The following is a 12972-nucleotide window of genomic DNA, read 5'->3' as shown; positions in this document are numbered from 1 at the left end:
ACCACCCCTAAGAGTACTTCTTGAAACCTATCTGCTCGGCAACCTCCCTGAAGCAACGCCTGCAGAGGTTGAGCCCGTACATCCTTATAATAGCTTCGTGAGTACCACACCTAGTGCAGCGCCTGCTGCCCTTACCCATCTTCCTCTTCTTCGGCGCGCGGATCTTCCCCATACGGTTCACCTACCTCTAACAACCTTGACGCCTAGAACCTTCTCGAGGTAAGCTATCGTTTCCTCTTTAGTCACCCTGTGCCTAAGAGGGACTTTGGACCTCTTCCGCCGCCGCAGCGCCACCCTGAAGCCGGGCCGCGCCATAGCAACCACCACGTTGAAGCCGAAGATGCCTACTTCTGGGTCATACTTCACCCCAGGGAGCAGTATATGCTCCTTCACACCGAAGGAGAAGTTGCCATGCTTATCGATGCTTCGCTCGCTTATCTTGTTCTCAACAGCAGCGAAAGCCCTCTTAAGGAACGAGATAGCCTTCTCGCCCCTCAAGGTCACCATCACTGCGATGTTCTCGCCTTTCTTTACGCCAAACTCCTTGATAGACTTCCTAGCCCTCCTGAAGGACGGCTTCTGACCCGTGAGCGTTTCGAGAAGCTTCGCGGCCTTCGCCAGCCTTTCGCCGCTCTCGCCGACCCCGATGTTGACGACCACTTTACTTACGAAGACTCTTCTCATCGGGTGCCCTACATCAAGGTAAGGGACCTTACCGCTCATGGTTTAACCCCCACCGTGACCCGCGGCTTATCCCTTCCCACTGGGAACACGTACTCGGCTACTGTACGAGCTACTTCACCGCTCTGGGCCTTAAGCGTGATGAGAGAGTCTCGGCGCTTGAAGATTGTTTGAATATCCTCTATGCGGCCTAGAAAGCCCGTGTTCCTGCCTTCCACGACGATCGCCAAAACCCCTTTCTCGAAAGGGATGTGCTCAAGTATGCTTTTCGACTTAAGGTCGAAGAGCACTACATCGAAAGTGCTGTACGGAGCCTCGACAGGATTGCCTGGATCCTTAACGCGGACGAGGTAGTTTCTCCCATCGTGGAAGGTTAGCTGGATGTTACCGTCTCTCACCATCGTCTTCCTCCTTACTCTGAGGAGCTTTAGGTGCGCCTCCTCTTCACCTATCTCTGCTAAAGTCAGCTTCCGGGACTTGTCGGGAACCACTCTGTAGAACTTACCCTCTGGTACGATCTGCACGACGTCCATGAGTCCGACCGGGAACTTGTAGTCTGTAACCACCCTTCCGTCAACCAGGACAGTGCGCTCCGCGAGCACGCGCCTAGTCTCCCTCATAGTGGTCGTGTAGCCGAGGAAATCTCGGAGAAGGATCCCTAAGGGTATGCATGATAGCAGCGAGTGGGGACCCGGGCTGGGCTTAACAGTCCACACACGCTCCTTCCGGGGTATGGGCCAGTGGGGTGGGGCTACGCTCACTCTGAGGTGCCTGAGAGACCCCTTGACTTTGCGGCTCAAACCCCGTCACCTCGCTCTCTTCTCGATTTCCTCCCTGCGCCTGGGATCCGAGAGATCGAGCTCTACAACTTGAACCTTAGAGGGGTGAATAGGGTATGGAACCTCCGTGCCATCAGACTTCCTGAGAACAGCACCCTCGACGAAGATTCTCTCTCGCTTCACGTCAACACCTGTAACTCTGCCTTCATGCCCCTTGAACGACCCGCGGAGGATGAGAACCCTGTCGCCTTTCCTAACTCTAACTCTTTTCACGCGGTACTTTTCGCGAAGCTCCGGAGACAAAGGCGCTACGATCCGTTTCGACCGTTTATGAAGCGGTAGGCTGTACACCATCCTCTTCCTTACCTTCCTGGGCTGTGAAGAGAGAGCCCTGCTCATTAGACCACCAGTCACGTTCGACGCATCAGCATGTAGATCTTTTAAACTTAGTGCCCTATCCTTTGCGGATGAAGCTGAGAACTTCTAGTGAGGAGAACCTAGGTCTCTCCTCACCGCCTGGCCTCTGCGGGGACGAGGCTGCGACCCTCCCTGTTTTCGCGCTCGTCCTGGGCTTGGCGCGCCTGCTCTTTGCGCTCGGTCTTCAAAAGCTCCTTCAGGAGAATTTTCTCGGAGAAGATGTTCTGGCCATCCACCTCAACTATGGGGATGACGATGTGCTTGGAGTCGGATACCCACCGCTCGGAGACGGTGACCTCGCCAGTGAAGTTGTTGAAGAGGAGGAAGCCTCCTTCCAGCGGTGTTTGCGAGGCGTAAAAGTAAATCACGCTTGAGTCGCTTGAAAGAGCGATAGGCACGAAGTACACGTGGAGCCCATCTAGCCCTATGTGGTGGACAAGCGGGATCTGGCTGACGCTAAGCACATGGACTAGGTCGCGCAGACTCCTCAACCGGATGGCCTTGACAGCCCCCATTAAACCCCTCGAAATACCGCTGCCGCGGGGGAATATTATCGGTGTCTTTTTTTATAAAGTAGAAATGCTCCCTCCCAAGAGTAAAGTGCTCACCTTAGTTTCCGGCCCCGAGAATTGAGATCAAGCTCTTGCTGTAGGGAGGATAGGCAATGCCGCGCTCCGTTATTATGCCCGTTACAAGCTGGGGCGGCGTAATGTCGAACGCGTAGTAAATTGCTGTGACGCCTTCAGGGGCTATGCGGATTCCTTTAACGTAAAGCACTTCCTCCGGGCTGCGCTTCTCGATCTCGAAGTCCCCAGGGCCAGCAGAGCGTAGGTCAACGGTACTCGTCGGCGCCGCAACGTAGAACGGGATGTTGTGCACCCTGCTGACTAGGGCGAGAGGGTACGTTCCGAGCTTGTTAGCCACATACCCTAGACGGGTAATTCTATCGGCGCCAACGAGAGCGAGATCTATCCTCTCCTTCTCGGCGAGTATCCCGATGCTGTTGTCCGTCGCTACTACGACCTCGATGCCGGCTCTCGAGAGCTCCCACGCAGTTAGCCGAGCGCCCTGAAGGAAGGGCCTAGTCTCCAGAGCAATCACCCTAAAGCTCTTACCCCGCTCTTTCGCGACGTACATCGGTGCTGTAGCAGTACCCCAGTAGCTGGTCGCAAGTGAGCCAGCATTGCACACGGTGATTATGGTATCTCCGTCGCTTATCAGCCGCTCTCCCAACTCTCCTATCTTCCTGTTCGCCTCCTCATCCTCTCTGTGTATCGCCATAGCCTCCCTGATCACAGCTCTCCGCGCCTCCTCTGCGTCGCTTGAAGCCTTAGCTGCAGCGAGAACACGCTCAACAGCCCAGAAAAGGTTCACCGCTGTGGGTCTGGTAGATTTCAAAGCGCTCGCAACCTCTTCGAGGTGCTGGAGGAAGCTCTCCGCATCATCCTCCCGGGAGTGGTATGCGTACAGAGCAAGCGCATAGGCTGCAGCTACGCCTATGGCTGGAGCCCCTCTTATCTCCAGACGCTTAATCGCCTCGGCAACTCTCCGCCAATCATTTGTTACAATATACACCAGCTCATCAGGGAGTTTGGTCTGGTCGATGAACGCGAGCTTACCATCCCTCCACTCGAGAGTACGTGGAAGGTTCAACATACCGCTAACCTGAAGCCTAGTTCTTTGAGATAGCTCCCACGCGGAAATGGCTTAAAGCTAGCGCTAGGCCGGCTGCGAGAAGCGCGTGCCGAGAACCTCGGGAAACCGAGATTCGAGAAAGCTGTGAACTGCTCTAGCGATGGTCTGGGCTGTGCGAAGAGGCTCTGGCACTCTTCCGGTGAGCGTCGTCGAGTCGAGAATCTTCCTAACGTCCTCGGCGGTTAAGCCCTGGTACCTGACGTAAACGTAGCTCCTAGCCGCTCTCACGTACACTAGCTCCCTCTCGCCGAGGTCGAGGTACATTCTCATCCTCGCGGTATCGCCGGGAAAGTACTCCTTGATGAAGCGCTCGAGGCCACTCGACTCTTCGTAAGTTAAGCACATCACCGGAATCCCTGTCCCTTCGTGGATTTTCTTGAGGTCGAGCACGTTGAACCAGGATAGCACGCACCCGTTCACCATAATCACATTAAAGTCTTTCCTACCGCTCTCGCGCACCAGGGAAATGATTTTCTCTGTGGCGTCTAAGCCCCCCACATTGAAGAAGGTCAAGTACACACCGTCGATCACGCGGTCCCTCCTGTAGGAGACGGCAGCCACTACCGAGCGAGCCTGACTCTTCCTGAAGCACTCCGCTACTCCGAGCACGCGGAAAGCCGGCTTGACGAAGCCCGAGCACCCCATTCAATTCACCAGAAAAAGATCTCCGGAGCGCTTATATTACCGGGTCTTTAGCAAAGTGGGTTAAGCACTCGTGGCCGTCTTCGAGGACTAGAACCATGTCCTCTATCCTGACCCCTCCGTAGCCAGCTAGATACACTCCCGGCTCGATCGTCACCACGTCTCCCGCTAAGAGGAACTCCTCGCTCTCCGCGTTGAGCGCTGGAGGCTCGTGAATGTCTACTCCTACACCGTGCCCAAGCCCGTGGTTGAAATACGCGCTGAGGCCCTCCTCCTTGAGCGCGCTGTAAGCTTTCCCGTAAACGTCCTTCGCGGGTGCACCGCTTCTAACAGCTTCTATAGCCGCTTCCTGAGCTCTCCTGACAGCCCTCAAGAGACGCTCCTGCTTGGGCGAAGGTTTCCCGAAGACCAGCGTCCGCGTTATGTCGGAGCAGTACCCATCGACACGCGCACCAAGGTCTATCTTAACCAGGTCCCCCTCTCTCAGCGCGCGCCCTTGAGGTTTAGCGTGAGGGTGAGCGGAGTGATCGCCGAAAGCTATGATCGGGGTGAAAGGTAGGCCGGACCCCCTCCGCGCTAAAAACGAGAGTACTCGCGCGAGCACCTCGAGCTCAGTCACACCTCTTTCGAGGCTATCGATAGCGAGGCGCATCGCCTCCTCGGCGAGCGCTACCGCGTTACGCATAACCTTGAGCTCCTCCTCATCCTTTACACGCCTCAGCCGCTGGAGTTCCTTCGAGAAATCGGTAAGCTCGACACCCAGCTTTTCGGCAAGCTTCTGCCTCGTTTCCAGCGAAGCGCCGGCAACCCCCACTCTCCTCGCCCCCCTTTCTCGCACTACCGACGCTATAGCTTCGTACACGTCACCCGGGATAGCTTTCTCGTACTCGCTCAACTCGCCAACTCTCGAAAACGTGTAAACCTCACCGACACTCACTTCTTCGAGAGCTCTGAGGTACTCTAGCCTCGGGGCTAGCGAGATTACCTCGCCGCTCCTGAAGACCAGAACTGCGCTCGGGGCGTCAGAGGAGGTTAAGTAGAGCACATTAGAAGGAGAAAATACAGCCACCGCATCGAGCTGCTTCGACTCGACCTCGCTGAGAAGACGCTTAAGCTTCAGCACGGCGAAGCTTCCGCATAGATCCTAATACGCTTTTCTCCAGCTAGTTGCTGGAGCTTCCACGGAGTAATCTGCTTAAGCAGGCTGAAAGCTCCTGCGGCCACTCCGTGACCTTTTAGAGTGAGTATTGCTCTGGTGGTTATCAATATAAGCTTCGAACCGCTCTCCGGAAAGCTGGTCGCGTTGCGGGGAGCTTCTTTGATCCCACGGATTGCTGCGGCGCTCGCGAGCAGCCTTGCCTACCTCACTTTCTGCTCGCTAGTAGGGATTGAAGCCTCGCTCCTCCCTCTCCTTGCAGGCCTCTCAGCGCTTTCTCCGAACCTCAGCCCTCTCATCTCGTCCGTTGTCATCGGCGCAAGCCTGTACCTGGGCGGGGGCTTGAAAATGCTGCTCCTGTTCACTCCCGTGCTCCTCCTGGTGGTTTACAAGGGGTTACAAAGCTGGCACTCGGCTCTATTCCTACAGCTGCTCTCAGTGTTCATGCTCGTAAGCGGCGGTTACGCAGCAGCGCTGCTCGGACTCCTCTACGCTCTCTCATCGGCAGAGGAACCGCGCGCTGCAGCGGCGACGGGACTAGTGTTCTCATCACAAGTATTCGTCTTGTCGGGTTTCCTGCTGCCTGGCGATACCTGGCTATGCAGCTTGGTCAGAGTCCCCGGTGGTTTAGCTGCACTACTGGATAAAACACCCTTCGATGTAGTTAACGTGGGTCAGTTCTACCTAGCACTTCTGGAGAAGCTCCTGAAAGACCCCTACATGGCAGCAAGCTATACGATGCTAGCCGCGTCAGCGCTTCTGTCAGCTCTCCTCGCGGAGGAGGTAGGCAGAGTACGCTCTTCTATCGCCGCACCTCTTCTTCTCAGCGTTCCCGCACTTTACGGCGCGAACACACCGCTGCTCGAGCTGGGTAGACAAGTTCTCACGGTAGCCGCAGCTTCGGGGCTAGCATCGCTTGCAGCTACCCCGGGTTGGCACCAGCCGCGCCGCTTGAGCTTAAGCGTGAAAACACCTCCCCCCAGGGAGAAGAGGAAGAGCGCGGAAGACCTCTTATTCGAAGATCTCAAACCATACACGTCTCTAGTGCTAGAGGAGTGCCTTAAAGGCAAGTACAGCTACTTGCTGCTACTGGGACTCTCTCTGGAGGACGAGCAAGCTCTCCGGACGCGCATCCTAAGCGTTGGCAAATGCGCCGCGAAAATAGTTCTTTTCCACGAGCACGGAGCCATCCCGCAGGGGCTCAGCCCTGAGAACACTCTCGTTTTCTACATCCCTCCACTTTCCCTGGAAGAGGCTGTTAGCCTCCTCTCAAGACTCTCAGGCTACCCGCAGGAAGCTATCGAAAGCCTGGACTCCGAGTTCCTCAACGTGTTAAAGTACCTCGACAGGACAACGCTCCTCGAGATAGCTGGGAAAGCTGACAAGCTAATAGCAGGAGGCTCTCCAGCTAAACGCGCCTTCGAGAAAGCAATCTCTGAAGCATCGCCGAAGTTCACGCCAGAGGTTGCAGTTCTCATCGAAGAGATAACCTCGCTCTACCCTACTATAGGGTTCAGGCGCACCCCCTTCAGGCATTTCTAGCGATTAAAAATATTAGGATAATGTGGAAAAATCACTGAAGAGAAAGTAATGCTCGAGGTAGCTGGCCGCTTTCTGGCAGTAGGGCAGATATCAGAATCTGCTTACGTCACGCTGCTCTTGATAAATTTCAGCATCTCTCTCGGGCTTCTGGTCGGCTTTCTTTACTCGATTAGGTACTTTTTTAAGAATATTAAGCCTGAAAGAGATGATGAAGTGAATAAGCGTTTAGAAATTCTCACAAATCAATTCAAGGAAATTCAGGAATCGATTAGTAAGATAAACATAGCACCAGTGCTGGAGAAGATCACGCAGCTCGAATCTAAGATTACGAGTTTAGAGGGCCGTACAGCCGTTTTGGAAAGACGGCTTACCAGGCCTATTGAGACTAGACCTCCCCCTACTCTCCAACCCAAGCCCTCTCTCGAGGAAGAGCCGCCGCCGCTAGCTAAGCTCAGTGATGTGATTCTCGTGGCACCCGACGTCAAATTCGCAGGTGTGATAACTTCGCAGGGATTCCTGGTTGAAAGCTACGGCAGCTGCAGCGAGGAACCTGCGCGGCTGCTCGAGATCGTTAGGCTTTACGGCACCTCAGCTACCTCAATCGTGAAAGGCAAGTTCAGGTTCGATATATTCTACCTCGGAGATGTGAAAGATATATCGGTCTACGGCATTTTGGAGTTCAGAGACGGTATCGATGTAGCGGAGCAGGTTGTAAGTAAAGCCAAGAAAGCAATAAGTAGGTACTTTAACGAGAGGCTTGCAGCTAAAGGTGAGAGCGCCTATGGCCGCTAGCAATCCAGGGAGCTTAAAGAGCCTGCTGAACAAGATCCTCGAAGAGACGCATAGAATGATCACAACAATCGTCTACGCGTGGCGCGATGGCATACCGCAAGACTTCCTCGCCGCCGAGCAGGCGCAAGCCGAATTCCTGGCTGTAGCTTCGGCTGCAGCGCTAGGTTCACTGGACGCTCTGGGAGATATCTTCGGCTCGAAGGTGAGGAGGGTTGATGTAGAGTTTGAGAACGGCGAGCATGTAGTGATATCCGCTGTCGACGGAGCGTTCATCGCTCTATCAACTGTACCAAGGCCTAACCTGGGCCTCATACACCTGGTGCTCAGGAAGTACGAAGACGATGTTGTGAAAACCGCGGGTGTAGGTTATGCTGGCCCCCAGAGGCTACCTAAAGATACTAGTGAGCGGGCCCTACGCTAGCGGAAAAACGACTTTCGTTAAGACAGTCTCGCAGTATGTGCTTCAGACCGAGGTCCCTGTCTCCAATCCCCGCGAGGCTCAGACAAAGCAGTACACGACGGTAGCCTTCGACTACGGGAAACTCGTGCTGGATGGTTACGAGATTTACCTCTTCGGTACGCCGGGCCAAACCAGGCTTCAGTTCATGTGGAGAATTCTCTCCACAGGAATGCACGGCTACGTGTTTATAGTAGACGGCAGCTCGCCTGTGGAGGTTATAAGGGGGAGGACGCTCTACGAGTACATGAAGTCCCTGGGCGAGTACCCCCACGTCATAGCTGTGAACAAGCAGGATGTGAAAGGAGCGGTTCCTCCTCATAAAGCCGCGGAGATCTTCAGAGCTAACTCGTCGATTGTTATGCCTCTTACCGCTTACGATAAGGAGTCTGCGATGGCCGTGCTCAGGCGGCTCATCCGGCTAATAGCGGAAGAGTGAGGGAGAGGTTTGAAAGCAATATATACTAATTTAAGAGGCATGAGGTAGGAGGTGAAGGGTGATGAGCCTAAACTTGGAAAGTGTGAGGAAGTTAATCGAGCCTGTAACGAGAGTGGGGGGTGTCGAAGGTTTCGTGGTCTCGACAAGCGATGGATTACCGCTACTGAGCAGTTTGACCGATAAGGATCTGGAGGAGAAGATAGCCGCCTTAACTGCCGTGCTAGCTGAGGTGGGTAACCGTGCAAGCGTTGAGCTGGGCAAGGGAGAAGCAGACTGGATCACTGTCAATGCCCCCGATGGCTCAGGAATCATCTATATCAAGCTCGGGGAGATGGGGTACCTAGCCGTCCTTTTCGGCAGAGATACGAGGCTAGGAGTGCTCCTATACACGCTCAGAGATATTAAAAAGAAGGTAAGCAGCCTAGTTTAAAGAGCAGGCAGGTTATAGGTAGCTGCTCACGAACGCTCCGATTCTCTTAACGCCCTCCTCTATCCTCTCCTCAGGCTCGCTTACAAATGTCATTCTCACGTGGCCTTTACCCATCTCACCAAAGTACTTTCCAGGAATCACCACCACGCTCTTCCTGTAGAGAAGCCTATTAGCGAACTCCTCGTCATCCCTTTCCATCGCCTCCAGGTACTTCTCGACGTTCACGAAGAAGTAGAAAGCTCCTTCAGGCAGTGTAGTCTTCGCTTCTGGGAGGTACTCCTGAATCATCTTGTACATGAAGTCCCTACGCCTCCTGTAAGTCGGGATGACGAACTCTCTCAGGTACCTCTCCTTTATACCATCCTCGTAGAACTTTATCATCGCGAGCTGTCCAGGAGTATCCGGTGCTAGCGAAACGTACTGCTTGAGCTTCTCCATTCTCTCTATCGCTTCTGGAGGCCCGGTCACGTAGCCGAGGCGAAAGCCCGGGATGCTCGCCTCCTTGCTGAAACTGTTAATAGTGATCGTTCGCTCGCGAGCCTCAGGAATAGCGTCCACCCAGGGCTGCGGCCTCTCGTACACTATGTGCTTGTACACCGCGTCAAATATGATCCAGAAGTCATGCTGGACAGCGAGGTCAACCAGGTCTCTCACGAACTTCTCAGTGACTATGCGCCCCGTCGGGTTGTCCGGGCTCAGTAGGATGAAGGCTTTGGTCAGCGGCGAAACAGCTTTCGCGATGAGTTCGACCCTGGGCTGGTAACCCTCTTCAACTCTGACGGGCACAGTCCTAACCCTGCCCCCGAAGAGCTTGATGGGCTCGCTGTACCCCACGTAGGTCGGGTCGAGGATGATAACCTCCTCGCCAGGGTTCAGCAGCGCTCCAAGCGCCAGGTATATACCCTCGGTGCCCCCGTTCACGATCATTATCTCGGAGCGGGGATCGTAAGAAACCCCGTAGTACTTCTTCATGTCCTCGGCGATCAGCTCGCGGAGCTCGATCATCCCTCGGGTGGCTCCGTACGCGACACTCCTCTGGGGTTGCGCGCGGAGAAGTTCAGCTAAGTACTCTACGACCTCCCGCGGAGGGGGCAAGCTGGGAGCTCCGCCCCCGAAACTGATTATTTCCCCCTTACGCCTGGCCTCGTCCAGAAGAGCGGCGATCTTGCGGATAGGGGATGCTACGATACTTTCGGTTCTGCTAGAGTACCCTGGCATGTTTCCCGTAACACGTATGCAACAGGCGCATAAATATATTCTCTTGCATTGTACTTTAAATCACAGTGCCTGGAAAGCTCTACTCCTTTAAGATCCCTCTCTTCACCAAAAAATCTTTCAACTTCTTCCCGGCAACACTCTCCTCCCCATACAAGCTGTATAAGTCGAGTAAAGCGGCTTCAACCTCGTGGAGCAGCTCACCCTCACACTTCTCCAAAAGCTGCTCGACCTCCTCAAGCCTACCCTTCTCCGCGAGCATTACCGCGAGACGGGGTATCGAGACCGCGGTCAGCTTCCCACCCTTGTACAGGAAAGCCACACCCTCGTCGAAATCAACCTCGTACCTGAACTCCTCCTCCAGCTTGACCCTACGGAGTAAGAGCTCTGAAAGCGCAGCAGCAGAAACGATACGCTCAGACCCGTAAACCGCAATCGCTTTCTCAACCTTCTCGAGGTACTTGCTGCCGAGCCTAGCGATCTCGAGTAAGTCCTCCTTAGTGAGAGGCAGCTTGAAAGTCCTTCCCGTGATAGTAATCCTCCCCTCCAACCCTCTGACCTTCTGCGTCGGGAGAACCAGGTCGAGAAAAGCGTCGTAAGTGAGGATGGGGATTAGGACCTCCCGCCCCTCCGGCAGGACAACCCTAGCCGCCTCATCCCAGATCTTCGCTGAAACTTCTCCTAGAACGAGGTGGGGGCCGCTTTCGAGCGCTGGGCAGCCCAGCTCCGCGGCGAGCAGCTCGGCTGCACCTTCAACGAAGCCCAGAACCTCGAAAACAGTAAAGCTTCGCCAGGCGCCCTCTACCTGAAGCTCAAGCTGAAACTTCTTCATCACAGTGAAGCCCATGGACTCCAGCACCTTCTCCGCCTCCTCCAATTTAGGGCACTCAGCAGATACACCGACCCATGGCAAGAGCGATCCCCAGCTTCACTCATTCAAAGCTGAGCTGTAGAATTTAAGCTTGCGCGGTAGAGCCGCATACCTTTAAAAGCCTGAGCACCCTCGCTGATCGGCGATGACGAGCTATTGCAGCGCTGAAAAGTGAAGAAGAGGTTTCCGGGCTGAGCTACTACACTCTTCTACCTCTCCTGCCCCCAGGCTTCCTTATGGTGTCCGTGGGCAGCGGCGTCACATCCTCTATCCTGTCGACAATGAGGCCTGCCCTGACGAGCGCCCTGATCGCCGGGCCCGCGCCGGGCCCAGGGGTCTTCGGCCCGTACCCGCCCGGGGCCTTAACCTTCACGTGGACAACCCTTATCCCCTTGTCGAGAGCTATCTTAGCGGCTTTAGCAGCAGCCTGCATTGCAGCCCAAGGAGAGGGCTTATCGCGGTCAGCCTTAGCCACCTGGCCGCCTGAAGCCATGGCGATGGTCTCCGACCCCGATAGGTCAGTGATGTGAATGATAGTGTTGTTGTAGCTGGCGTAAATCCAGCAGATTCCAACGTCGCCCCTCTTAGCCTTCTCGTGAGCTTCGCCGCTCCTTTCACTCACTTGCTCTCACCTCTGCTTGAGCTCCTCTCGCAACTGGGGAGAAGGGGTAGTACTCGACGAGCGCCTCCTCCTCCCGAGTTACTAGCTTGCCGGGGCTGCGAACCCTCCTCCCTCCGATGGCGATGTGGCCGTGGACTATAAGCTGCCTGCTGTGGTATATGCTGCTGGCTAAACCCTTCCTGTAGACTATCGTCTGCAGCCGCCGCTCGAGAATATCCTGCACTGTCAACCGGAGAATATCATCGAGCGTAGCGTCCTCGCTCGGGAGAAGCCCTAAGTGGTAGAGCCGCGCGATGAGCGGCCTCGCTTGCTGCTCCCTCTGCTCGGGCGGAAGAGCTAGAAGCTTTCTAGCGCGTGCTCTGATGCTCCTGAGGAAGCTCCTGGCGATCCAGAGCTCCCTCTTGTTCCTCAAGCCGTAATCTCCGAGTAGGCGCATCTCCTCTAGGAGTATCTCCTTCACCCAGGGGTGAGACGGCGGCTCCCACTTCTTCCTAGACTTCCTAGGGTCACCCATCCTCCCACCACCTCACTTCTGCGTAGGCTTACCCTTCTTCACTCCGACCGTAACTCCCGTCCTACCCGTTGTTCGCGTGCGCTGGCCGCGGACCTTCAACCCCAGCGAGTGCCTTACTCCTCTGTAGCTCTTGATCTTCTTCATCTGCTCGATATCGTTACGCACAGCCAGGAGGAGATCTGAAGTGATTAAGTGCTTGCTCTTACCATCGAAGGGATCTTTTCTCCTGTTCAGAATCCACTCGGGGAGATCCAGCTTCTCGAGGGATCTGAGAGCATCAGAGAGCCTCTCTACTTCCTCTTCGCTCAACGTGCCTAGACGCCTATGAGGATCGATGCCAAGCTTTCTGAGAACAGCGTAAGCTGTGTTGAAACCTATACCCTTGATGTCTGCTAGAGCGTACGCTATCGCCTTGTCCCCGGGCAAGTCCACGCCCGCCACGCGAACGATGTAGCGAAACTCTTCGGAAGACGACATCGGAGCACAGCGGGTCGTCCGAGCATAAATACCTTTTCGCCTCGAGAAGCGCGGCCCAACCCCCTCAAACACGAAGTGGCGCCGGGGCCGGGATTTGAACCCGGGCGCCCAGAGATGGGCAGTGGATCTCAAGTGTGGCCGCGAGCAGTGTCCACCGCCTTGGTCCGCTCGGCCACCCCGGCGCTCACGTCTGACTACCACCAGCTGCTTATTAACCTTAAGACTCGCGCTGCGAAAGAAGCA

General features: G+C 55.3%; 18 protein-coding genes and 1 tRNA gene. 5 read left to right on the top strand and 14 right to left on the bottom strand.

The features are described 5' to 3' along the window. Positions 1-7: 7 nt before the first annotated feature. The 8 genes from QXU72_01125 to QXU72_01090 all read right to left on the bottom strand — a co-directional run bounded on the left by QXU72_01125 (position 8) and on the right by QXU72_01090 (position 5337). Positions 8-172 (bottom strand): 30S ribosomal protein S14, encoded by a 165-nt coding sequence (locus QXU72_01125; GenBank protein ID MEM0493848.1) that lies wholly within the window; start codon positions 170-172, stop codon positions 8-10. 5 nt (positions 173-177) lie between these two features. Then, entirely contained in the window at positions 178-723 is a 546-nt protein-coding gene (locus tag QXU72_01120) for a 50S ribosomal protein L5 (GenBank protein MEM0493847.1), read from the bottom strand. Continuing rightward, positions 720-1481, bottom strand: a complete 762-nt coding sequence (locus tag QXU72_01115) for a 30S ribosomal protein S4e (GenBank protein ID MEM0493846.1) — start codon at positions 1479-1481, stop codon at positions 720-722. Before QXU72_01115 ends, QXU72_01120 begins: the two co-directional genes overlap by 4 nt. Before the next feature lie 6 nt (positions 1482-1487). Further along, the gene (rplX, locus tag QXU72_01110; GenBank protein MEM0493845.1) at positions 1488-1874 is read right to left on the bottom strand and encodes a 50S ribosomal protein L24; all 387 of its coding nucleotides are present in this window, start codon (positions 1872-1874) and stop codon (positions 1488-1490) included. 95 nt (positions 1875-1969) lie between these two features. Next, positions 1970-2392, bottom strand: a complete 423-nt coding sequence (locus QXU72_01105; protein ID MEM0493844.1) for a hypothetical protein — start codon at positions 2390-2392, stop codon at positions 1970-1972. 94 nt (positions 2393-2486) lie between these two features. Then, on the bottom strand, positions 2487-3533 hold the full coding sequence (gene mtnA, locus QXU72_01100) for an S-methyl-5-thioribose-1-phosphate isomerase (protein ID MEM0493843.1): 1047 nt from the start codon (positions 3531-3533) through the stop codon (positions 2487-2489). A gap of 63 nt (positions 3534-3596) precedes the next feature. Continuing rightward, a complete protein-coding gene (locus tag QXU72_01095) occupies positions 3597-4217 on the bottom strand; it encodes a DUF99 family protein (GenBank protein ID MEM0493842.1) in 621 nt (206 codons plus the stop codon). A gap of 31 nt (positions 4218-4248) precedes the next feature. After that, positions 4249-5337, bottom strand: a complete 1089-nt coding sequence (locus tag QXU72_01090) for a Xaa-Pro peptidase family protein (GenBank protein ID MEM0493841.1) — start codon at positions 5335-5337, stop codon at positions 4249-4251. Positions 5338-5454: 117 nt separating this feature from the next. On the opposite strand from QXU72_01090, the gene QXU72_01085 reads away from it, so the two are divergent. From QXU72_01085 to QXU72_01065, 5 genes are all read left to right on the top strand, one after another. After that, positions 5455-6912: a hypothetical protein gene (locus QXU72_01085; GenBank protein MEM0493840.1), complete on the top strand. Its 1458-nt coding sequence runs from the start codon at positions 5455-5457 to the stop codon at positions 6910-6912. Between the two features lie 48 nt (positions 6913-6960). Then, positions 6961-7704 (top strand): hypothetical protein, encoded by a 744-nt coding sequence (locus tag QXU72_01080; protein MEM0493839.1) that lies wholly within the window; start codon positions 6961-6963, stop codon positions 7702-7704. After that, positions 7694-8125, top strand: coding sequence for a hypothetical protein (locus QXU72_01075; protein MEM0493838.1), 432 nt, complete (start codon positions 7694-7696; stop codon positions 8123-8125). The genes QXU72_01080 and QXU72_01075 overlap by 11 nt, the downstream gene beginning before the upstream one ends. Next, a complete protein-coding gene (locus QXU72_01070) occupies positions 8073-8600 on the top strand; it encodes an ATP/GTP-binding protein (GenBank protein ID MEM0493837.1) in 528 nt (175 codons plus the stop codon). The genes QXU72_01075 and QXU72_01070 overlap by 53 nt, the downstream gene beginning before the upstream one ends. Positions 8601-8661: 61 nt before the next feature. Continuing rightward, a complete protein-coding gene (locus QXU72_01065; GenBank protein ID MEM0493836.1) occupies positions 8662-9030 on the top strand; it encodes a roadblock/LC7 domain-containing protein in 369 nt (122 codons plus the stop codon). A 12-nt stretch (positions 9031-9042) separates the two neighbouring features. Here the strand turns inward: QXU72_01065 and QXU72_01060 are convergent, their stop codons facing one another. The 6 genes from QXU72_01060 to QXU72_01035 form a co-directional block, all read right to left on the bottom strand. Next, positions 9043-10248 carry a pyridoxal phosphate-dependent aminotransferase gene (locus QXU72_01060; protein MEM0493835.1) on the bottom strand — a complete coding sequence of 402 codons (1206 nt, stop codon included), beginning with the start codon at positions 10246-10248 and terminating at the stop codon, positions 9043-9045. Positions 10249-10327: 79 nt separating this feature from the next. Beyond that, positions 10328-11122, bottom strand: a complete 795-nt coding sequence (locus QXU72_01055; protein ID MEM0493834.1) for a hypothetical protein — start codon at positions 11120-11122, stop codon at positions 10328-10330. Positions 11123-11315: 193 nt separating this feature from the next. Further along, the gene (locus QXU72_01050) at positions 11316-11738 is read right to left on the bottom strand and encodes a 30S ribosomal protein S11 (protein MEM0493833.1); all 423 of its coding nucleotides are present in this window, start codon (positions 11736-11738) and stop codon (positions 11316-11318) included. After that, positions 11731-12252 carry a 30S ribosomal protein S4 gene (locus tag QXU72_01045; protein ID MEM0493832.1) on the bottom strand — a complete coding sequence of 174 codons (522 nt, stop codon included), beginning with the start codon at positions 12250-12252 and terminating at the stop codon, positions 11731-11733. Before QXU72_01045 ends, QXU72_01050 begins: the two co-directional genes overlap by 8 nt. A gap of 12 nt (positions 12253-12264) precedes the next feature. Beyond that, positions 12265-12729 carry a 30S ribosomal protein S13 gene (locus tag QXU72_01040; GenBank protein MEM0493831.1) on the bottom strand — a complete coding sequence of 155 codons (465 nt, stop codon included), beginning with the start codon at positions 12727-12729 and terminating at the stop codon, positions 12265-12267. 76 nt (positions 12730-12805) lie between these two features. Next, a tRNA-Ser gene (locus tag QXU72_01035) sits at positions 12806-12911 on the bottom strand. Positions 12912-12972 lie beyond the last annotated feature (61 nt).

The organism is Thermofilum sp. (assembly GCA_038741495.1).
Lineage (GTDB): Archaea > Thermoproteota > Thermoprotei > Thermofilales > Thermofilaceae > Thermofilum.
The sequence above is the reverse complement of the archived record's forward strand: the minus strand, read 5'-3'. Positions and strand labels throughout refer to the sequence as shown.

Excerpts from the sequence above, each read along its gene's own strand:
- QXU72_01070 (MEM0493837.1), top strand. The coding sequence starts at position 8,073 with ATGCTGGCCCCCAGAGGCTACCTAAAGATACTAGTGAGCGGGCCCTAC.
- QXU72_01065 (MEM0493836.1), top strand. The coding sequence starts at position 8,662 with ATGAGCCTAAACTTGGAAAGTGTGAGGAAGTTAATCGAGCCTGTAACG.
- QXU72_01120 (MEM0493847.1), bottom strand. The coding sequence starts at position 723 with ATGAGCGGTAAGGTCCCTTACCTTGATGTAGGGCACCCGATGAGAAGA.
- QXU72_01045 (MEM0493832.1), bottom strand. The coding sequence starts at position 12,252 with ATGGGTGACCCTAGGAAGTCTAGGAAGAAGTGGGAGCCGCCGTCTCAC.
- QXU72_01060 (MEM0493835.1), bottom strand. The coding sequence starts at position 10,248 with ATGCCAGGGTACTCTAGCAGAACCGAAAGTATCGTAGCATCCCCTATC.
- mtnA (MEM0493843.1), bottom strand. The coding sequence starts at position 3,533 with ATGTTGAACCTTCCACGTACTCTCGAGTGGAGGGATGGTAAGCTCGCG.
- QXU72_01075 (MEM0493838.1), top strand. The coding sequence starts at position 7,694 with ATGGCCGCTAGCAATCCAGGGAGCTTAAAGAGCCTGCTGAACAAGATC.
- QXU72_01125 (MEM0493848.1), bottom strand. The coding sequence starts at position 172 with ATGGGGAAGATCCGCGCGCCGAAGAAGAGGAAGATGGGTAAGGGCAGC.
- QXU72_01095 (MEM0493842.1), bottom strand. The coding sequence starts at position 4,217 with ATGGGGTGCTCGGGCTTCGTCAAGCCGGCTTTCCGCGTGCTCGGAGTA.
- QXU72_01080 (MEM0493839.1), top strand. The coding sequence starts at position 6,961 with ATGCTCGAGGTAGCTGGCCGCTTTCTGGCAGTAGGGCAGATATCAGAA.
- QXU72_01040 (MEM0493831.1), bottom strand. The coding sequence starts at position 12,729 with ATGTCGTCTTCCGAAGAGTTTCGCTACATCGTTCGCGTGGCGGGCGTG.
- QXU72_01105 (MEM0493844.1), bottom strand. The coding sequence starts at position 2,392 with ATGGGGGCTGTCAAGGCCATCCGGTTGAGGAGTCTGCGCGACCTAGTC.